We start from the raw sequence: 19,488 nt of genomic DNA on the forward strand, positions 1-19,488 counted from the left end.
GGATAGAGACAAAAAAAAACCTGCGCATCTGCGCAGGTTGGTGCAAGAGATGAGTACGCAGTACGTACTAAGAATTCTCACCAATCAATACCTCTGGGATCTCAACTGTAGCAACGGGGGTTAATTCCCTGCCAGCAGACAATCGCAACAGCCTGAGGCAAAGTGTAACCAAAGATTCAAATTCACCCGCGTCTGTCACGCTTCGCTGTGTAACGATTACACACTTTCAGATTACGTTTATCACCTTTGTGAATTGCCTCACCGCCCTGCGCTTGAATACACCTCACTTTTCCGCAACACTATTTGATGTGTAAACGCTTACCCCAACAAGAAGGTAGAGAATGGCGACTATTAAGGATGTGGCCCGAATGGCGGGTGTTTCCGTCGCCACGGTTTCGCGCGTTATCAATAACTCCCCTAAAGCCAGTGAAACCTCCCGCCAGGCGGTGCTGACCGCCATGGAGTCCCTGAACTATCACCCCAACGCTAACGCCCGCGCGCTGGCTCAGCAGTCCACCGATACCGTCGGGCTGGTGGTGGGCGATGTCTCCGATCCCTTTTTCGGCGCGATGGTGAAAGCCGTCGAGCAGGTGGCCTACCAGACCGGCAACTTCCTGCTGATCGGCAATGGCTACCACAATGAGCAGAAAGAGCGGCAGGCGATTGAACAGCTGATCCGCCATCGTTGCGCGGCGCTGGTGGTGCATGCCAAAAAGCTGTCGGATGAGGAGCTGGTGCATCTGATGAAGCAGATCCCCGGCATGGTGATTGTGAACCGCATTATTCCCGGCTACGAGCAGCGCTGCGTGGCGCTGGACGATCGCTATGGCGCCTGGCTTGCCACCCGACACTTGATCCAACAGGGGCATACCCGCATCGGCTACCTCTGCTCTAACCATCCCATTTCCGACGCCGAAGACCGGCTACAGGGTTACTACGATGCGCTGCGCGAAAACGACATTCCCTGCAACGATCGCCTGGTCACCTACGGGGAACCCGACGAGCGCGGCGGCGAGCAGGCGATGACCGAGCTGCTGGGGCGCGGACGTAACTTTACGGCGATCGCCTGTTACAACGACTCGATGGCCGCCGGGGCGATGGGGGTGCTGAACGATAACGGGATTGACGTGCCGGGGGATATTTCGCTGATCGGCTTCGATGACATTCTGATCTCGCGCTACGTGCGACCGCGCCTGACCACGGTGCGCTACCCTATCGTCACCATGGCGACGCAGGCGGCGGAGCTCGCGCTATCCCTGGCGGATAAACGCCAGCCGCCGGAAATCACCCACCTCTTCAGCCCGACGCTGGTGCGTCGTCACTCCGTTGTGCCGCCGGCCGAGTCGGCCAGCGAATAGCGGTAGAGATGCACGGTTTTGTCCGGGTATTCCAGACCGTCGCCGATGTAGTGCCAGCCGTAGCGCTCATAAAAATCGCGGCAGGCGGACCAGAGATGCAGCTCGCGATACCCGAGCCCTGCGGCATGGGCTTGAACGTGCCGCTGTAATTTCCCCGCCAGCCCCTGCCCGCGCGCGGCGTCGTCAACGTACAGCGCCGCCAGCCAGGGACAGAGATCCTGGCGAGTGATTAGATCGCAGCGCCATAGCCCCACCGTGCCGAGCAGGCGTTCGCCCTCGGTGGCAATAAAGGTGAGCGGCAGCGCGCCAGGGGTCTGGCTGTGGTTCACAATGCTTTCGAAAAACGCGCGCGGCACGCCGTCGCCAAAGGCCTGCCACTGCCAGTCGATCACCTGCTCCGCGTGCTGCGGGGCGGCGTACAGCGGCTGGATATTCACACCGGCTTCCCCTGAAAAATAGGTACCGAATCAAACAGATAACCGTCAAAGTCCGGGGCGTCCTCGTCGGAGAGCTCCAGCAGGCTCTTTTTGACATTTTCCAGATGCTGGAACATCGCCTGCCAGGCCCCCATCACGTCGCGACGGCGCAGGGCGGCGAGAATGGTCTGACGGTCGCCCAGCCACTTCAGGCGGTACGCCCGGCTGGCAATGTGGGCATTAAACTGCTGCCAGAGCGGGCTGCTGTCCATGTTGTGCCAGACGCTTTCGACGGTCGCCAGCAGCATCTGATTCTGCGTGGCCCCCGCCAGCACCAGATGGAACATCTTGCTGTTGTCCTGGCTATTATCGTTGGCGGCGATGGCCCGCTGCTCCTGCTCGATGATGCGTCGCAGGTTGTCGATGTCTGCCCGGGTCGCCATCTTCGCGGCAAAGGCGGCAATGTTGCTTTCCAGCAGCTGGCGCGCCTGCAGGATCTCGAACGGGCCGACGTCGCTTGTTAACAGGCGCTCTTCCTCGTTCTCGTGCTCTTCGGGGATGCGCATAACGTAGACCCCGGAACCCTGGCGAATATCCACGGTGCCCTGCAGCTCCAGCATCAGCAGCGCCTCACGCACGATGGTACGGCTGACGCCGTAGGTTTCCGCGATATTGCGCTCCGGCGGCAGACGTGAGCCCACGGGATAGTGCCCCTGGATGATCTGGGCGCGTAAATCCTCGCCAATCTCCTGGTACTGCTTCTTTTCCGCCGGGACGACAGCCTTATCCACGTTATCACCTGTACTCTGAGTTAATGCGCGGGCCGGGCATCCTCCCGGCCAGTTAGGGCACTATGTTAGCAGAATCGTCGCGATCTTCGCCTACTTCCATTCATCGTCGATGGTCAGGGTCAGCACGCACTCATCGCGCAGTTGCCGGAACCAGCTGGCCGATTTTTTGGCGCGTCGGGCACGATTGTTCGCCAGATCGATCTCAATCAGACCGTAGCGGTTTTTAAAGGCGTTCATCGGCGAGACGTTATCGGTGAAGGCCCACAGCATGTAGCCGTGACAGTTGGCCCCCTCCTCCCGCGCCAGCAGCGTGTAGTAAAGATGTTCGCTGATGAAGTTAATGCGGTAGTTATCCTCAATCACCCCGTCGCTGTTGCGGTACTGGCCTTCGTTTTCGACCCCCATTCCGCTTTCAGCAACGAACCAGTTGATGTTGCGGTAGTCGTTTTTGATGCGCATCGCCATGTCGTAAATGATGCGCGGGGCGATCTCCCACCCGCGGGAGGTGTTCATCCGCCGCCCCGGGAGCTCAAACGGCTCGTAGTAGTACGCCGGATGGAACGGCGTGTCAGGATGCCAGGCCCGGGACGGGGCCTTCACCCGGTGCGGGTAATAGAGGTTGATCCCCAGTTCATCGACGGTGTTGGCGGCAATCAGGGCCAGCTCGTCCTCGCTGTACTCCCACTGCACCTGATGTTTTTCCAGCAGGGTGAACAGCTCCTGCGGATAGCGACCGTGCACCAGCGGATCGAGGAACACCCGGTTGTAGAACAGGTCATAAATCCCCGCGGCCTTTACGTCGTGGGCGGCGCGGGAACGGGGATAGGTCACTTCCGGGTTAAGAATGCAGCCCACCGTGCCGCGATAACCCTTCTCGCGGAACAACTTCACCACCTTCGCCGTCGCCAGCACCTTGTGGTGGTTCCACTGCATCCAGGTGTGGGTATTCTGCTCATAGGGCCAGCGCAGGGCGTCAAGGTAGACCCGGGTCTGGACCACAATCGGCTCGTTAAAGGTAAACCAGCGCGTCACCACATGGTGATAGCGGGCAAAGACCTTTTCGGCGTAGCGGGTGAACAGCTCCACCACGTGCTTCGATGCCCAGCCGCCGTAGGTTTCCAGCAGGGTCCCCGGCAGCTCGTAGTGTTCGAGGCAGATCATCGGCTCAATGCCCTGACGGTGCATCTCGGCGAACAGGGCGTCGTAATACGCGGCGTACTCCTCATCCACCGTCGCGTTTTCATAGTCGGTGAGAAAACGCGACCAGTTGATGGAGGTGCGGTAGTGGGTCAGCCCGGCCTGCTTCATCAGCGCCACGTCTTCACGGAAACGGTTGATGAAATCGGTCGCCACCGCCGGGCCGTAGCCGTTATGCCACACCTGACGATCGTTTTTGTACCAGAGGTCGATCCAGGAGTCCTGCCCGGCTTTTTTGCCGCTCCAGCCCTCGGTTTGCCAGGCGGAGGCCGCCGCCCCGAGGATAAAGTCCCCGGGGATAGTCATCTTTTTAATGCTCATGCGTTATTCGTCGCCTCCTGATTTGCGGCCTGAATCGCGGCCTGTTCCGCACGGCGTGATGCGATCTTCACGAACGGCAGATAGATAAGCACGGCGGTGATGATGCAGATACCCTGGGTGATCACCGCCCCCATCGAACCAGCGGTTGAGAGCCAGGCGTTGATCAGCGGCGGCGTGGTCCAGGGCACCATCACCACGGCTTTGCCGGCAAAACCGGTGACGGTGGCGAAGTAGCCGATGGAGCCGGTCACCAGCGGGGTGATGATGAACGGGATCGCCAGAATCGGGTTGAGCATGATTGGCATACCGAAGATCACCGGCTCGTTGATGTTAAAGATCCCCGGGCCAATAGAGAGCTTGGCGATCTCCTTCATCTCTTTGCGTTTGGTGCCGATCATCACCGCGATCAGCAGGCCGATGGTTAAGCCCGAACCGCCGATGCTCATGTACACATCCCAGAACGGCATGGTGATAATGTTCGGGATCTCTTTGCCCTGCTCAAAGGCGCTCATGTTGACGGTGATCGCCCCCAGCAGCTGCGGCTCGCGGATCGGTTTGATCATCTGATTGCCGTGGATCCCAATCACCCAGAACAGCTGGGCGACGAACATCAGCAGCAGAATGCCCGGCAGGCTTTGCACTACGCGCTCCAGCGGCTGCTGCACCACCTGGTATACCGCATCGTAGAGGTACATGCCGGTGACCTGATGGAACACAAAGCCGAAGGTGGCGATGGTGGTGGTGGTGATGATCGCCGGGATCAGCGCCGAGAAAGAGGCCGACACGTTAGGAGGGACGGTGTCCGGCATCTTGATTTTCAGTCCCGGACGCCCCTCCAGCCAGCAGTAAATCTCCACCGACAGGATGGCGATAAACATGCCGAGGAACAGGCTGCGGGTATCAGAGAACTGGCGCAGGAGCACATCTTTGACCATGTGCATTTCGCCATCAACCATCATCTCAACGGTAGTGGGGGTTACGCAGATAAAGCAGATCACCGCCAGCAGGCCGGGGAACAGCGATTTGATGCCGTTAATACGCCCGAGCTCAATACCGATCAGGAACACGGCCCCGATATTGAGGAAGTTAAGCGTGGCGTAGTTCAGGGCGCTGGTGATGGGTTTCAGCGCGGCCAGAAAAGAGAGCGACTGGAAACTGGCTAAGCCGTTCTTTGGATCCAGCACCATGTTGGAGATCAGCACCGAAAATGCGCCAACAATGATGACCGGCATTAAGGTGATGAAGGCGGACTTTATCGCCATGATATAGCGATAACTGTTGAACTTCGTGGCGAAACTGCCCAGAGAGTTGATCAGTTTTTCCTGTAATGCCATGGGGTAATACCTCAGTAAAAGGGCCTTTATTGGGATAAGGTGTTCAGCCGGCTTCTATTGGCATACCAAAAATAGCTTCTGGTGAAGATTTGTTCTGTGATTAAGCTCCCAACGCCGCAAGAGGTATCCCGGAGTGTGAATTATCGCCACTTTGGTATGCCACTTTTGTCCGGTACGCTACCCGTAACCAGAAAGCGTGATCCTGATGGGGGTTTTCCCTCTCCCGCCCGGCTTATGCCCCTGAACGTCTGTGATAAACTTCGGTGCATAACGTGGAAGCAGGAATAACGAATGGCAACAATGCTGGATGTCTCACTGCGCGCGGGCGTGTCGAAAGCCACGGTGTCGCGCGTACTGAACGGCACAGGTCAGGTAAAAGAGAGCACCCGTCAGCAGGTGTTTAACGCGATGGAAGAGCTGGGCTATCGTCCCAACTTCCTGGCGCGATCCCTGGCGAACCGGACCAGCAACAGCATTGGTCTGGTGGTCTCGACCTTTGACGGTTTTTACTTTGGTCGCCTGCTGCAGCAGGCCTCCCGACAGACAGAAACGCACGGGAAGCAGCTGATTGTCACCGACGGTCACGACACCCCGGAGCGGGAAGAGGAAGCGGTGCAGATGCTGGCCGACCGCCAGTGCGATGCCATCGTGCTCTACACCCGCTATATGAGCGAAAAAGCGATCATGAAGCTCATCGACAGCGTGCAGATGCCGCTTATCGTCATCAACCGTGACGTCAGCCAGGCGCGGGAGCGCTGCGTGTTCTTCGAGCAGCAGGAGGCGGCCTTCAACGCGGTGGAGTATCTGATAAGCCAGGGGCACCGGGAGATCGCCTGCATGACCGTGCCGATCCACACCCCTACCGGCAAGGCGCGGCTGATGGGCTATCGCCAGGCACTGGAAAAGCACGGCATTCCCTGGGATGAGAACCGGGTAAAGTATGGCGATTCGGGGATGACGCGCGGGTACGAGCTGTGTCAGGAGCTGCTGAACGAGAAGGTGCCGTTCAGCGCCCTGTTTGCCTGTAACGACGATATGGCGCTGGGCTCGTCGAAAGCGCTGCACCAGGCGGGGCTGCGCATTCCTGAAGATGTGTCGCTGTTCGGCTTCGATGACGCGCCGTGCGCGAAGTGGCTGGAACCGGCGCTCTCAACCGTCTATCTGCCTATCGATAACATGATCACGACCGCTATCGATCAGGCCATCCGGCTGGTCAAAAGCGAGCCGATCGAAGCGATCCCGCCCTTTACCGGCACGCTGGTGTTACGCGATTCGGTGGCGACGGGACCCTGGTTCGATCAGAACAGTTCGAGAGCGAGCAGTTCCTGAATGGTCTGGCGGCGGCGGATCAGACGCGCCACGCCGTTATCAAACAGCACTTCCGGCAGCAGCGGACGGCTGTTGTAGTTGGATGACATGGACGCGCCGTACGCGCCGGTATCGTGCAGCACCAGGTAATCACCCGGTACGACCGGTGGCAGCGCGCGGGTTTCCACTTTCCCGCCCTCCTGCTGGGTAAACACATCCCCGGATTCGCACAGCGGACCGGCGACCACCGTTTCCACTAAATCAGCCTGGGTTAAATCGCGGCCGTCGGCGGCCAGCGCCGTAATGTGGTGATAGCTGCCGTACATCGCCGGGCGCATCAGATCGTTGAAGCCCGCGTCGATCAACACGAAGTGACGGCTGCCCATCGCCTTCACGCTGCGCACCTGGGATACCAGCACGCCGGATTCCGCCACCAGGAAGCGGCCCGGTTCGATCTCCAGCTTCACCGCATGGCCCAGATGGGCGGCAATTTTGTCGCGCGCGCCGTTCCACAGGCCGTAGTAGTGATCGGTATCGATCGCCTCTTCCCCTTCGCGATACGGGATCGACAGCCCGCCACCGGCGGAGATCGCCTCCAGATCCTGACCAAACTCAACCACCTGGCGCACCATCGCGCCGCACACCTGCTCAAGGTGACCGTAGTCCACGCCGGAGCCGATGTGCATATGAATTCCCACCAGCTTCAGGCTGTAGCGCTGCAGAACCTCCAGCGCGGCAGGCAGATCGCTGTACCAGATGCCGTGTTTGCTGTTCTCGCCGCCGGTGTTGGTCTTCTGGCTGTGGCCGTGACCAAAGCCCGGGTTAACGCGCAGCCAGACGCGGTGGCCCGGCGAAACCTGACCCAGCTGTTCCAGCATGTCCACGGAACCGGCGTTGACCGGGATCTGCAGCTCGTGCACCCGGGCCAGGGTGGCGCTGTCGATCAGGTCAGCGGTAAAGACAATCGCATCGCTGTCGGCCTTTGGATCATAGCCCGCCGCCAGCGCACGCTCGATTTCACCCAGCGACACGGAGTCGACCTTCACGCCCTGCTCACGCATCAGGCGCAGAATATGGATGTTGGAGCAGGCTTTCTGGGCAAAACGCACCACGTCAAACTGATGCAGGGCCGCAATCTTGTCGCGAATAATCTGCGCGTCGTAAACCCAGACGGGGCAGCCAAACTCCGCAGGCAGGCGCAGCAGATTGTCGGCATTGAGGCAGGTATCGGTGTTGTTCAGCGGGCGTGGCATGGTGCTCTCCGGGAATTCAATTTTTTATGATTACGCCACAGCGCGAAGAGAATAAAAAATATCGTTTTATCGCCAGTCTATGCAAAAATGATATGGATTAGCTCAACAAGGTCGCCGCCATGCCCGCTGTGAATTTACGCCATATTGAGATTTTTCATGCCGTGATGACGGCGGGGAATCTGACCGAAGCCGCGCGTCTGCTGCACACCTCCCAGCCGACGGTGAGCCGCGAGCTGGCGCGCTTCGAGAAGGTGATCGGCCTGACGCTGTTTGAACGCACGCGCGGGCGTTTGCACCCCACGGTGCAGGGGCTGCGTCTGTTCGAGGAGGTGCAGCGCTCCTGGTACGGGCTGGATCGCATCGTCAGCGCCGCCGACAGCCTGCGCGAGTTTCGCCAGGGGGAGCTCTCCATCGTCTGCCTGCCGGTCTTCTCCCAGTCATTCCTGCCTGCCCTGCTGCAGCCGTTCCTCGCCCGCTACCCGGACGTGAATCTCACCATCGTGCCGCAGGAGTCCCCCCTGCTGGAGGAGTGGCTCTCGGCCCAGCGCCACGATCTCGGCCTGACCGAAACCCTCGCCACCCCGGCGGGTACTGCCCGCCACGAGCTGCTGTCGTTAGATGAGGTGTGCGTCCTGCCTGCAGGACATCCGCTGGCTGAAAAAGCGGTGCTGACGCCGGGGGATTTTCAGGGCGAGAACTACATCAGCCTGTCGCGCACCGACAGTTACCGGCAGCTGCTGGATCAGCTTTTTGCCGAGCATCAGGTGAAACGCCGGATGGTGGTGGAGACCCACAGCGCGGCATCAATCTGCGCCATGGTGCGGGCGGGAGTAGGGATTTCGGTGGTGAACCCGCTGACGGCGCTGGATTATGCCGACAGCGGAATTGTGATCCGTCGCTTCAGTATTTCGGTGCCGTTTACGGTGAGCCTGATCCGCCCCCTGCACCGCCCGGCCTCGGCGCTGGTGGACGCCTTCAGCGCGCATCTGCAACAGGGGCTGGCGGCCCTCACCGGCCCGCTGGAGCAGCTGCTGGCCTCGCCCGTTACGAAAGCATAAATTCCACCGCATCGGCGGCGTGGATCGCGGCGGTATCAAACACCGGGATCGGGCTCTCATCCGCCGGAACCAGCAGGCCAATCTCGGTGCAGCCGAAGATCACCCCCTGTGCCCCCCGATCGGCCAGTTTCTGGATCACCTCAAGATAGTAACGGCGTGACGCCTCGCTGAAGGTGCCGAGGCAGAGCTCGTCGAAGATAATCTGATTGATACGCGCCCGGTCCGCTTCGTCCGGGATCAGGCTCTCAATGCCGTACTGCGCCGTCAGTCGCCCGCGGTAGAAATCCTGCTCCATGGTGTAGCGCGTGCCAAGCAGCGCCACGCGGTTCATGCCCGCCGCCGTGATCGCCCGGCCCGTGGCATCGGCGATATGCAGGAACGGCAGCGAACAGCGGGTTTCAATCTGCTCCGCGACTTTGTGCATGGTATTGGTACAGAGCAGAATGGCCTGCGCCCCTGCTCCCTGAAGGCCCAGCGCCGCAGTCGCCAGGATCTCCCCGGCCTTTTCCCAGTCGCCGCTGGACTGGCAGGCTTCGATCTCATGGAAATCGACGCTGTGCAGCAGCAGGCTCGCCGAATGTAATCCCCCGAGGCGCTGTTTTACCCCTTCGTTGATCAGACGATAATATGGAATGGTGGACTCCCAGCTCATTCCCCCCAACAGGCCAATCGTTTTCATCGTGCTCTCCTTTCCGGTTTCATCCAGTGAAGCAAACTTGTGATCGAGTTTCCAGTTCTCTGGTTCGACATTTCCTTTTAGCCCTCTCTGGGATAAATTAAATGAAACGATGTTTCACTATATAACAGGACATGAGCATGTTTATTTTCCACAAAGAGACGCAGCTTGAAGATCTGGGTAACGGCGTGACGCGCCGCATTCTGGCGCACGACGGCAAAATGATGGCGGTTGAGGTTAATTTTGAACAGGGCGCCGTTGGCCCAATGCATAACCATCCGCATGAGCAGCTGACCTATGTTTTGTCCGGCGAGTTCGAATTTACCATCGGTGAAGAGAAACATGTCGTCACCGCCGGGGACACGCTTTATAAGGAGCCGCATATTATGCACGGCTGCGTTTGCCTGAAACCGGGCACCCTGCTGGATACCTTTACGCCGGTGCGTGAAGACTTCCTCAAATAAATGAAAAAGGCGATGCTCCGGCATCGCCTTTTTTCTGCTTAGGCGCAACTTCGCGTTATTTCAGCCGTTAATCATTCAACAAGTTAATTATATCCTCGCTAGCTTAATTGCCATGTTACAGATTTGCTACAAATATTAGTAGTTTGTATCTACCGCCAATAATTTCCAGAATACCTGAGCAAAGTCCTCTGTTTAGCCGGTTCTCTCCACCTTGCTATTCCGCGCAAACCGATAAAAATGCCACCCATCTCACCTTATTGAAACGCTGTTTCGACCTTGATCACATTTCCACTATTTATCGAATGACGTGGATTTTAATCGCAATAAAATAAATTAAAACGACGTTTTACAATTTGAAAACGATGGTTCATAAGTTTTAAAAAATTGAAACACCGGCTTGCACCAGGCGTAAAGATTCCGTTTTAAACCCTTAATTACCAGGTAGGTATGTATGAATGAAAACAAGATGCTGGGGCTGGCGTGGATATCACCCTACATAATTGGGTTGATACTTTTCACCGCCTTCCCCTTTGTCTCATCGTTCTTCCTCAGTTTTACTGAGTATGACTTGATGAGCCCGCCGGTATTTAACGGCATCGAAAACTATCGCTACATGTTTACGGAAGATACCCTCTTCTGGAAATCCATGGGCGTGACCTTTGCCTACGTATTTTTAACTATCCCGCTGAAGCTGGCCTTTGCGCTGGGTATTGCCTTTGTTCTGAACTTTAAATTGCGCGGCATCGGCTTCTTCCGTACCGCTTACTATATTCCGTCCATTCTCGGCAGCTCCGTTGCCATCGCCGTTCTGTGGCGTGCGCTGTTCGCCATTGATGGCCTGCTTAACAGCTTTATTGGCGTGTTTGGTTTTGACGCGGTGAACTGGCTTGGCGAGCCGTCCCTGGCGCTGATGTCCGTCACCCTGCTGCGCGTGTGGCAGTTCGGCTCCGCGATGGTAATTTTCCTCGCCGCCCTGCAAAACGTACCGCAGTCGCAGTACGAAGCCGCCATGATTGACGGTGCCTCTAAATGGCAGATGTTCATGAAAGTGACCGTGCCGCTGATCACCCCGGTTATCTTCTTTAACTTCATCATGCAGACCACCCAGGCGTTCCAGGAATTTACCGGTCCGTATGTTATTACCGGCGGTGGACCAACCTACTCCACCTACCTGTTCTCACTGTACATCTACGACACCGCATTCAAGTACTTTGACATGGGTTACGGCGCGGCCCTGGCCTGGATCCTGTTCCTGGTGGTTGCTGTCTTTGCCGCTATCGCCTTTAAGTCTTCGAAATACTGGGTCTTCTACTCCGCCGATAAGGGAGGCAAAAATGGCTGATATTCAACAACTCTCCACGGCGAGAAGCATCGCAGAGCGTGAAGTGGCGCGTACCCAGCGTCGTGAAAAAATTAGTGCCGGCATTCGCTATGTGATCCTGCTGTTTGTTGGCCTGCTGATGCTCTATCCGCTGGTGTGGATGTTCTCGGCGTCGTTCAAACCGAACCACGAGATCTTCACCACCCTGAGCCTGTGGCCGGCACACGCCACCTGGGACGGCTTTGTAAACGGCTGGAAAACCGGTACCGAGTACAACTTCGGCCATTACATGCTGAACACCTTTAAGTATGTGATCCCGAAAGTGATCCTGACCATTATCTCCTCCACCATCGTGGCGTACGGCTTTGCCCGCTTCGAGATCCCGTGGAAGAAGTTCTGGTTCGCGACGCTGATTACCACCATGTTGCTGCCAAGCACCGTACTGCTGATCCCTCAGTACCTGATGTTCCGTGAAATGGGCATGCTGAACAGCTATATGCCGCTGTACCTGCCGCTGGCCTTCGCCACGCAAGGGTTCTTCGTCTTCATGCTGATCCAGTTCCTGCGCGGCGTACCGCGTGACATGGAAGAGGCGGCGCAGATTGACGGCTGTAACTCCATTCAGGTGCTGTGGTACGTGGTCGTGCCAATCCTGAAGCCAGCCATCATCTCCGTGGCGCTGTTCCAGTTCATGTGGTCAATGAACGACTTTATCGGGCCGCTGATTTATGTCTACAGCGTGGATAAATACCCGATTGCACTGGCTCTGAAAATGTCCATCGACGTCACCGAAGGTGCGCCGTGGAACGAAATTCTGGCAATGGCGAGCATCTCCATTCTGCCATCCATCATTGTCTTCTTCCTGGCACAGCGCTACTTCGTACAGGGCGTAACCAGCAGCGGAATTAAAGGTTAAGAGGGAAATATCATGGCTGAAGTTATCTTCAACAAACTGGAAAAGGTTTACTCCAACGGCTTCAAAGCGGTACATGCTATCGACCTGAAAATCGCTGAAGGGGAATTCATGGTCATCGTCGGCCCGTCCGGCTGCGCCAAGTCCACCACCCTGCGTATGCTGGCCGGTCTGGAGACCATCAGCGGCGGCGAAGTGCGCATCGGCGAAAAGATCGTTAACAACCTCGCGCCAAAAGAGCGCGGGATTGCGATGGTGTTCCAGAACTATGCGCTCTATCCGCACATGACCGTGCGGGAAAACCTGGCCTTTGGCCTGAAGCTGAGCAAGCTGCCGAAAGCGCAGATTGAATCCCAGGTTAACGAAGCGGCAAAAATCCTCGAGCTGGAAGAGCTGCTGGACCGTCTGCCGCGCCAGCTCTCCGGTGGTCAGGCCCAGCGTGTGGCCGTGGGCCGTGCGATTGTGAAAAAGCCAGACGTGTTCCTCTTTGACGAACCGCTGTCAAACCTCGACGCCAAACTGCGTGCGTCGATGCGTATCCGTATCTCCGACCTGCACAAGCAGCTCAAGGCCTCCGGCAAACCGGCGACCACCGTCTACGTGACGCACGATCAGACCGAAGCGATGACCATGGGCGACCGCATCTGCGTGATGAAGCTCGGCCACATCATGCAGGTGGATACCCCGGACAACCTGTACCACAAACCGAAAAACATGTTCGTGGCCGGCTTTATCGGCTCACCGGAGATGAACATCCGCGCCAGCAGGCTGGTGCAGGAAGACGGTCAGCTGGCGCTGACCATCGGCAACCAGACCCTGCCGTTAAGCGCTGAGCTGAAAGAGAAAGTCGCCAGCTACGCCAACCAGGACATTTTCTACGGCATTCGCCCTGACTTTGTCTCTATCTCCGACGAGCCGTTTGCCGAAGGGTGCTGCACCGGCGAAATGGTCCGCGCCGAGAACATGGGCCATGAATTCTTCGTGTACCTGAAAGTTGGCGAGTATGAACTGACAGCCCGAATCCCTTCCGATGAAGCTAAACCTATGATCAACAAGGGTCTTCACCGTAAGGTTTACTTTAAGTTCGATATGAATAAGTGTCATATTTTTGACGCAAAAACTGAACAGAACATCTCTCTTTAATGGAGTTATAAAAATGAAAAAAGTGCTTTTAAGCGCCGTTATCTCCGCTACCTTTGGAATGAGTGCCCTACCCACTTTTGCTGCGGACAGCACCGATTTGCGTATGTCCTGGTGGGGCGGCAACGGCCGTCACCAGGTCACCCTGAAAGCTCTGGAAGAGTTCCACAAACAGAACCCGGATATTAACGTTAAGTCGGAATACACCGGCTGGGACGGTCACCTGTCGCGTCTGACCACGCAGATTGCGGGCGGCACCGAGCCGGACGTAATGCAAACCAACTGGAACTGGCTGCCGATCTTCTCGAAAACCGGCGACGGCTTCTACGATCTGAACAAGATGAAGGACGTGATCGACCTGTCTCAGTTCGATCCCAAAGAGCTGCAGTCCACCACGGTGAACGGCAAGCTGAACGGTATTCCAATCTCCGTGACCGCGCGCGTCTTCTACTTCAACGATGAAGCCTGGAAAAAAGCGGGCGTAGAGTACCCGAAAACCTGGGATGAGCTGATGGCGGCGGGTAAAGCCTTCGAAAGCAAACTGGGCAAACAGTACTACCCGGTGGTGCTGGAGCACCAGGATACCCTGGCGCTGCTGAACTCTTACATGATCCAGAAGTACAACATCCCGGCGGTGGACGAGAAGACGAAGAAATTCTCCTACACCAAAGAGCAGTGGGTTGAGTTCTTCCAGACCTATAAAAAGCTGATCGACAGCCACGTAATGCCGGACACCAAGTACTACGCGTCGTTCGGTAAGAGCAACATGTATGAGATGAAGCCGTGGATCGAGGGTGAATGGGGCGGCACCTATATGTGGAACTCCACCATCAAGAAATACTCCGATAACCTGAAGCCACCAGCGAAACTTGAGCTGGGCAGCTACCCAATGCTGCCGGGCGCAACGGATGCCGGTCTGTTCTTCAAACCAGCCCAGATGCTCTCTATCGGTAAATCTACCAAGAACCCGGAAGCGGCAGCGAAAGTCATCAACTTCCTGCTGAACAGTAAAGAAGGCGTTGAGACTCTGGGTCTGGAGCGTGGCGTACCGCTGAGCAAAGTAGCGGTGAAATACCTGACCGAAGACGGCACCATCAAAGAGAACGATCCGGCGGTTGCGGGCCTGCGTCTGGCGCAGTCTCTGCCAGCCAAACTCTCCGTATCGCCCTACTTTGACGACCCGCAGATCGTGGCCCAGTTCGGTACTTCTCTGCAGTACATCGACTATGGCCAGAAAACCGTCGAAGAGACTGCAGCTGATTTCCAGCGTCAGGCTGAACGTATCCTGAAACGCGCAATGCGCTAATTCTCTTACGTTATCAATACCCTACCGCGCAGGCGGTGGGGTATTTTTTTATCTGAAGGAACATACTATGAAAGGAAAAATCATTCCCCTGAGTTTTCGGACCCGTCACGACAGCGAAACCGGACACGAGGTGATCCGCCTGACGCCGCCGCACATCATCTGTCACCGTAACTACTTCTATCAGAAATGTTTTACCCAGGACGGCAGCAAGCTGATCTTTGGCGGTGCCTTCGAAGGGCACTGGAACTACTACCTGCTGGATATTGCCCGCCAACAGGCGACCCAGCTCACCGACGGCGCCGGCGATAACACCTTTGGCGGCTTTCTCTCCGCAGACGATCGCTCTCTGTGGTACGTGAAAAACAGCCGCGAGCTGCGGCGCGTCGATCTCGAGAGTCTGGAAGAGTACGTGGTGTATGAGGTGGATGACGAGTGGGTGGCGTATGGCACCTGGGTGGCGAACTCAGACTGCACGAAGCTGGTGGGCATTGAGATTAAAAAAAGCGACTGGCAGCCGCTCACCGACTGGAGCAAGTTCCGCGCGTTTTACTTCACTAACCCGGAATGCCGCCTGATTAATATCGACCTGCAAACCGGCGAACGCCGGGTGATTTTGCAGGAAAAACGCTGGCTCGGGCATCCGATCTACCGCCCGTTTGACGACAACACCGTGGCGTTTTGTCACGAAGGGCCGCGCGATGCGATCGATGCCCGTATGTGGCTGATTAACGAGGATGGCAGCAACCTGCGTAAGGTGCGCCAGCATGCCGAGGGCGAGAGTTTTACCCACGAATTCTGGGTACCGGACGGCTCGGCGCTCTATTACGTGGCGCACAAGGAGAACGATCCGCAGCGCTATCTGTTCAGCGCCGATCCCGCCACGCTGGAAAATCGCCAGCTGATGGCGATCCCGCCCTGCTCCCACCTGATGAGTAACCACGACGGGTCGCTGATCGTGGGCGACGGCGCACCGCACAACACGGGCGATATCAGCCTCAACGATCCCTTTATCTGGGTGTTTGATATTCAAAAAGGGACGCAGACCGCCATCTGTCAGCACAACACCAGCTGGAAAGTGCTGGATGGCGATCGTCAGGTGACCCATCCGCATCCGTCGTTTTCGCCGGACAATAAGTGGGTGCTGTATACGTCAGATGAAGAAGGCATGCCGGCGCTGTATCTGGCGCAGGTGTGAAAAAAGCCGGGTGGCGGCTTCGCCTTACCCGGCCTACAAAAGCGTCGTCGCCAGGCAAAAAAAAACCGCTGCCCATGGGCAGCGGTTTTTTATCAATGCGCTGGATTAACGCGCCAGCCAGCCGCCGTCAACCGCTACGGTGTAGCCGTTGATGTAGTCAGATGCGCCGGACGCCAGGAACACAACCGGGCCCATCAGATCGCTTGGCAGACCCCAGCGACCCGCAGGGATACGCTCGAGGATTGCCGCGCTACGCTCTTCATCAGCACGCAGCTGCTGGGTGTTGTTGGTCGCCATGTAGCCCGGCGCGATAGCGTTGACGTTGATGTTGTGCTGCGCCCACTCGTTCGCCAGCAGACGAGTTACGCCCATTACGCCGCTTTTGGAAGCGGTGTAAGACGGCACACGGATGCCGCCCTGGAAGGAGAGCATAGAGGCGATGTTGATGATCTTGCCGCCGTTGCCCTGGGCGATAAAGTGCTTCGCGGCCGCCTGAGACATGAAGAACACGCTCTTGATGTTCAGGTTCATGACGTCGTCCCAGTCCTGCTCGCTGAAGTTGATCGCGTCTTCACGACGGATCAGACCGGCGTTGTTCACCAGAATGTCGATTTTACCGAATTCAGCCACCGCACGATCCAGCAGCTCAGGGATCGCGTCGATTTTACGCAGGTCAGCGGTCAGGCTCAGGAAACGGCGGCCCAGCGCGGTTACACGCTCGATGGTCTCCTGCGGCTCAACGATGTTGATACCCACGATGTCGCAGCCCGCTTCTGCCAGACCCACCGCCATGCCCTGGCCGAGGCCAGTGTCGCAACCGGTGACAACCGCAACTTTACCCTGCAGAGAAAATGCATCCAGAATCATTTTTAATCCTTATCTTTCAGCGCCTGAACGAACAGGCAAGTTTATGCTTAACTGTCCGCGACTAGCGCAGATCCTTAACGGCAACGTGGTCCATATCATCGAAGACCTGGTTTTCACCTACCATGCCCCAGATGAAGGTATAGGCACGCGTGCCTACGCCGGAGTGAATAGACCAGCTTGGAGAGATGACTGCCTGCTCGTTATGCATCACGATATGGCGCGTCTCCTGCGGCTGACCCATCATATGGAATACGCAGGCGTCTTCTTCCATATTGAAGTAGAAGTACACTTCCATGCGGCGCTCGTGGGTATGGCACGGCATGGTGTTCCACAGGTTGCCCGGCTCAAGCTCGGTCAGACCCATGCTGAGCTGGCAGGTTTCCAGCACATCAGGAACGAAGTATTTGTTGATGGTGCGGCGGTTGCTGGTGAGGTTGTCACCGAGCGTGACCGGAGAAACTTCTGCCGGGGTCACTTTTTTGGTTGGATACGTGGTGTGTGCCGGGGCGCAGTTATAGTAGAACTTCGCCGGTTTGCTGCTATCGACGCTGGCGAATACCACTTCCTGCGCGCCTTTACCGACGTACAGGGCATCGCGATGGCCAATTTCATAGCACTGACCGTCAACGGTGATGGTGCCCGGGCCGCCGATATTAATTACGCCCAGCTCGCGACGCTCCAGGAAGAAGCTGACGCCCAGCTGTTTGCCCACTTCGCCACCGACAGAAACCGTTTTGGCAACCGGCATGATGCCGCCAACGATGATGCGGTCAATGTGGCTGTACACCATGGTGTATTCATCAGCGACAAACACTTTCTCGACTAAAAACTCATCACGCAGCCCCTGGGTATCCAGCGTTTTTGCATGCGCGCTGTGGATGCTTTGTCTGACTTCCACATTAACCTCCAGAATTTATCGGCCCCGAAGGCCTGGATAATTAACAAAACGGTGTTCCGTTTTCATGATGGGCACATATTATCTGCTGTGAAATGGGTTTTCAATTACATTAAAAACGATGTTTCACTTTTTCTGCAAGTTAATCTCAAAATTGCAGTTGCGATCACGATTGTCAGGGAGTTGACAACGCTTTCTTTAAACATTTTTTTAATTCTTTAGCGTTAATTTTTATAATAAACAATCAGTTATGAAAGGTTTAAAAATTAATGACCCGATGAGATAAAACTCAACGAATTTAACGAATTTGATGAGTCAGCGGGGTTTTCCTTCAGAAGTGCGCCACCAGTCACACACACTGAAACGATGTTTTGATATTTTAACACCCAGTTTTTAAACTCATATTTTACCGATCGGACCGCAGGCGCGATCCTGCCGTCGAATTCAAGGAGTGCATCATGGCAAAAGGTATGCGGGTCAAACTGAACTACGAGGTCAGTCGCGATCCGGATACAGGCGTGGAAGTGACCCGCCTGACCCCCCCTGAAGTTACCTGTCATCGTAACTACTTCTACCAAAAGTGCTTTTTCAACGATGGTAGCCACCTGCTGTTTGCCGGTGAATTCGATGGCCACTGGAACTACTATCTGCTGGATCTGAAAAACGCCGAAGCGGTGCAGTTAACCGAAGGCGCGGGTGATAACACCTTCGGCGGCTTCCTGTCGCCGGATGATAAATCCCTCTATTACGTTAAGAATGATCGCACTCTGCGGGAAGTCAATCTGACCACCTTTGAAGAGCGCGAAGTCTATCGCGTCAGCGACGACTGGGTCGGCTATGGCACCTGGGTGGCGAACAGCGACTGCACCAAACTGGTCGGTATCGAAATCGCGAAAAGCGACTGGACGCCGCTGAACGACTGGAAAATCTTCCACGACTTCTTCCATAAAGGGCCGCACTGCCGCCTGCTGCGGGTCGATCTACAGACCGGCGAAAGCAGCGTGATCCACGAAGAGAAAAACTGGCTCGGTCACCCGATTTACCGTCCGTTTGACGACAATACCGTCGCGTTCTGCCATGAAGGTCCACACGATCTGGTGGATGCCCGCATGTGGATGGTCAACGAAGACGGCAGCAACGTGCGTAAGGTGAAAGAGCACGCCGAAGGCGAAAGCTGCACCCATGAATTCTGGGTCCCGAACGGCTCGGCGCTGGTGTATGTCTCTTATCTGAAAGGTGAGCAAGGGCGTACCGTGTACAGCTTCAACCCGGATACCGGCGAGAACAAAGCGGTAATGAAGATGCCAGCCTGTTCGCATCTGATGAGTAACTTTGACGGCACGCTGCTGGTGGGGGACGGTTCCGGCACTCCGGTGGATGTGAAAGATACCAGCGGCTACACCATCGACAACGATCCGTATCTCTACGCGTTTGACGTGGCGAAAGAGGCTTACTTCCGCATCGCGCGTCACGATACCTCCTGGGCAACCGTGGCCAACAGCCGCCAGGTGACCCATCCGCACCCTTCCTTTACCCCGGATGATAAAGCGGTTCTGTTTAGTTCTGATAAAGACGGCAAACCTGCTCTCTATATTGCGAAGCTTCCTGAGCAACCTGAATTATTGCGTGAATAAATGTTAGTGTTTGTGTTCCTGTAACTGGCCTTGCCCTCCTT

The 19,488-nt window shown here is 56.5% G+C and carries 18 protein-coding genes; 10 read left to right on the plus strand and 8 right to left on the minus strand.

All coding sequences use genetic code 11. The features are described 5' to 3' along the window. Positions 1–341 precede the first annotated feature (341 nt). Positions 342–1,358: an HTH-type transcriptional regulator GalR gene (gene galR, locus FHN83_RS06925; protein ID WP_039029892.1), complete on the plus strand. Its 1,017-nt coding sequence runs from the start codon at positions 342–344 to the stop codon at positions 1,356–1,358. On the opposite strand, the gene FHN83_RS06930 is transcribed toward galR, so the two are convergent. From FHN83_RS06930 to FHN83_RS06945, 4 genes are all read right to left on the minus strand, one after another. Next, positions 1,319–1,795, minus strand: coding sequence for a GNAT family N-acetyltransferase (locus FHN83_RS06930; RefSeq protein ID WP_039029891.1), 477 nt, complete (start codon positions 1,793–1,795; stop codon positions 1,319–1,321). The genes galR and FHN83_RS06930 overlap by 40 nt on opposite strands. Then, complete coding sequence (locus FHN83_RS06935) at positions 1,792–2,565, minus strand: GntR family transcriptional regulator (RefSeq protein ID WP_039029890.1); 774 nt, start codon at positions 2,563–2,565, stop codon at positions 1,792–1,794. Before FHN83_RS06935 ends, FHN83_RS06930 begins: the two co-directional genes overlap by 4 nt. Before the next feature lie 90 nt (positions 2,566–2,655). Further along, positions 2,656–4,083, minus strand: a complete 1,428-nt coding sequence (locus FHN83_RS06940) for a glycoside hydrolase family 1 protein (protein ID WP_139563545.1) — start codon at positions 4,081–4,083, stop codon at positions 2,656–2,658. Further along, the gene (locus FHN83_RS06945; RefSeq protein ID WP_139563546.1) at positions 4,080–5,417 is read right to left on the minus strand and encodes a PTS sugar transporter subunit IIC; all 1,338 of its coding nucleotides are present in this window, start codon (positions 5,415–5,417) and stop codon (positions 4,080–4,082) included. Before FHN83_RS06945 ends, FHN83_RS06940 begins: the two co-directional genes overlap by 4 nt. A gap of 291 nt (positions 5,418–5,708) precedes the next feature. Between FHN83_RS06945 and FHN83_RS06950 the strand changes: the two genes are divergently transcribed. Then, complete coding sequence (locus FHN83_RS06950) at positions 5,709–6,746, plus strand: LacI family DNA-binding transcriptional regulator (RefSeq protein ID WP_139563547.1); 1,038 nt, start codon at positions 5,709–5,711, stop codon at positions 6,744–6,746. Here the strand turns inward: FHN83_RS06950 and lysA are convergent. After that, a complete protein-coding gene (gene lysA, locus FHN83_RS06955) occupies positions 6,716–7,978 on the minus strand; it encodes a diaminopimelate decarboxylase (RefSeq protein WP_139563548.1) in 1,263 nt (420 codons plus the stop codon). The two genes, FHN83_RS06950 and lysA, sit on opposite strands and share 31 nt — an antisense overlap. 119 nt (positions 7,979–8,097) lie before the next feature. Here lysA and FHN83_RS06960 point away from each other — a divergent pair, with 119 nt between their 5' ends. After that, positions 8,098–9,036, plus strand: coding sequence for a LysR family transcriptional regulator (locus FHN83_RS06960; protein WP_138370521.1), 939 nt, complete (start codon positions 8,098–8,100; stop codon positions 9,034–9,036). Here the strand turns inward: FHN83_RS06960 and FHN83_RS06965 are convergent. Then, on the minus strand, positions 9,023–9,715 hold the full coding sequence (locus tag FHN83_RS06965) for an aspartate/glutamate racemase (protein WP_039029884.1): 693 nt from the start codon (positions 9,713–9,715) through the stop codon (positions 9,023–9,025). The genes FHN83_RS06960 and FHN83_RS06965 overlap by 14 nt on opposite strands. 137 nt (positions 9,716–9,852) lie before the next feature. On the opposite strand from FHN83_RS06965, the gene FHN83_RS06970 reads away from it, so the two are divergent. From FHN83_RS06970 to FHN83_RS06995, 6 genes are all read left to right on the plus strand, one after another. Continuing rightward, the gene (locus FHN83_RS06970) at positions 9,853–10,176 is read left to right on the plus strand and encodes a cupin domain-containing protein (RefSeq protein WP_114385821.1); all 324 of its coding nucleotides are present in this window, start codon (positions 9,853–9,855) and stop codon (positions 10,174–10,176) included. Positions 10,177–10,627: 451 nt separating this feature from the next. Then, on the plus strand, positions 10,628–11,518 hold the full coding sequence (locus FHN83_RS06975; RefSeq protein ID WP_039029882.1) for a carbohydrate ABC transporter permease: 891 nt from the start codon (positions 10,628–10,630) through the stop codon (positions 11,516–11,518). Next, entirely contained in the window at positions 11,511–12,413 is a 903-nt protein-coding gene (locus tag FHN83_RS06980; protein ID WP_039029881.1) for a carbohydrate ABC transporter permease, read from the plus strand. The genes FHN83_RS06975 and FHN83_RS06980 overlap by 8 nt, the downstream gene beginning before the upstream one ends. A 12-nt stretch (positions 12,414–12,425) precedes the next feature. Then, a complete protein-coding gene (locus tag FHN83_RS06985; RefSeq protein ID WP_039029880.1) occupies positions 12,426–13,553 on the plus strand; it encodes an ABC transporter ATP-binding protein in 1,128 nt (375 codons plus the stop codon). 13 nt (positions 13,554–13,566) lie between these two features. After that, positions 13,567–14,856, plus strand: coding sequence for an ABC transporter substrate-binding protein (locus tag FHN83_RS06990; RefSeq protein WP_039029879.1), 1,290 nt, complete (start codon positions 13,567–13,569; stop codon positions 14,854–14,856). 67 nt (positions 14,857–14,923) lie between these two features. After that, positions 14,924–16,051 (plus strand): oligogalacturonate lyase family protein, encoded by a 1,128-nt coding sequence (locus tag FHN83_RS06995; protein ID WP_139563549.1) that lies wholly within the window; start codon positions 14,924–14,926, stop codon positions 16,049–16,051. A gap of 105 nt (positions 16,052–16,156) precedes the next feature. Here FHN83_RS06995 and kduD read toward each other — a convergent pair whose 3' ends face one another. Next, positions 16,157–16,918: a 2-dehydro-3-deoxy-D-gluconate 5-dehydrogenase KduD gene (gene kduD / locus FHN83_RS07000; protein ID WP_039029877.1), complete on the minus strand. Its 762-nt coding sequence runs from the start codon at positions 16,916–16,918 to the stop codon at positions 16,157–16,159. A gap of 61 nt (positions 16,919–16,979) precedes the next feature. Continuing rightward, the gene (kduI, locus tag FHN83_RS07005; RefSeq protein ID WP_039029876.1) at positions 16,980–17,816 is read right to left on the minus strand and encodes a 5-dehydro-4-deoxy-D-glucuronate isomerase; all 837 of its coding nucleotides are present in this window, start codon (positions 17,814–17,816) and stop codon (positions 16,980–16,982) included. Between the two features lie 455 nt (positions 17,817–18,271). On the opposite strand from kduI, the gene FHN83_RS07010 reads away from it, so the two are divergent. Next, positions 18,272–19,447, plus strand: coding sequence for an oligogalacturonate lyase family protein (locus FHN83_RS07010; protein ID WP_039029875.1), 1,176 nt, complete (start codon positions 18,272–18,274; stop codon positions 19,445–19,447). Positions 19,448–19,488: the final 41 nt, after the last annotated feature.

It is taken from the genome of Leclercia adecarboxylata (assembly GCF_006171285.1).
GTDB lineage: Bacteria > Pseudomonadota > Gammaproteobacteria > Enterobacterales > Enterobacteriaceae > Enterobacter > Enterobacter barmai.

What these genes read in the sequence shown, in the direction of transcription:
- FHN83_RS06975 (WP_039029882.1), top strand. Translation starts at nt 10,628, where the DNA reads ATGAATGAAAACAAGATGCTGGGGCTGGCGTGGATATCACCCTACATA.
- lysA (WP_139563548.1), bottom strand. Translation starts at nt 7,978, where the DNA reads ATGCCACGCCCGCTGAACAACACCGATACCTGCCTCAATGCCGACAAT.
- FHN83_RS07010 (WP_039029875.1), top strand. Translation starts at nt 18,272, where the DNA reads ATGGCAAAAGGTATGCGGGTCAAACTGAACTACGAGGTCAGTCGCGAT.
- FHN83_RS06995 (WP_139563549.1), top strand. Translation starts at nt 14,924, where the DNA reads ATGAAAGGAAAAATCATTCCCCTGAGTTTTCGGACCCGTCACGACAGC.
- FHN83_RS06960 (WP_138370521.1), top strand. Translation starts at nt 8,098, where the DNA reads ATGCCCGCTGTGAATTTACGCCATATTGAGATTTTTCATGCCGTGATG.
- FHN83_RS06950 (WP_139563547.1), top strand. Translation starts at nt 5,709, where the DNA reads ATGGCAACAATGCTGGATGTCTCACTGCGCGCGGGCGTGTCGAAAGCC.
- galR (WP_039029892.1), top strand. Translation starts at nt 342, where the DNA reads ATGGCGACTATTAAGGATGTGGCCCGAATGGCGGGTGTTTCCGTCGCC.
- FHN83_RS06980 (WP_039029881.1), top strand. Translation starts at nt 11,511, where the DNA reads ATGGCTGATATTCAACAACTCTCCACGGCGAGAAGCATCGCAGAGCGT.
- FHN83_RS06970 (WP_114385821.1), top strand. Translation starts at nt 9,853, where the DNA reads ATGTTTATTTTCCACAAAGAGACGCAGCTTGAAGATCTGGGTAACGGC.
- FHN83_RS06990 (WP_039029879.1), top strand. Translation starts at nt 13,567, where the DNA reads ATGAAAAAAGTGCTTTTAAGCGCCGTTATCTCCGCTACCTTTGGAATG.
- FHN83_RS06945 (WP_139563546.1), bottom strand. Translation starts at nt 5,417, where the DNA reads ATGGCATTACAGGAAAAACTGATCAACTCTCTGGGCAGTTTCGCCACG.
- FHN83_RS06940 (WP_139563545.1), bottom strand. Translation starts at nt 4,083, where the DNA reads ATGAGCATTAAAAAGATGACTATCCCCGGGGACTTTATCCTCGGGGCG.
- FHN83_RS06985 (WP_039029880.1), top strand. Translation starts at nt 12,426, where the DNA reads ATGGCTGAAGTTATCTTCAACAAACTGGAAAAGGTTTACTCCAACGGC.
- FHN83_RS06965 (WP_039029884.1), bottom strand. Translation starts at nt 9,715, where the DNA reads ATGAAAACGATTGGCCTGTTGGGGGGAATGAGCTGGGAGTCCACCATT.
- kduD (WP_039029877.1), bottom strand. Translation starts at nt 16,918, where the DNA reads ATGATTCTGGATGCATTTTCTCTGCAGGGTAAAGTTGCGGTTGTCACC.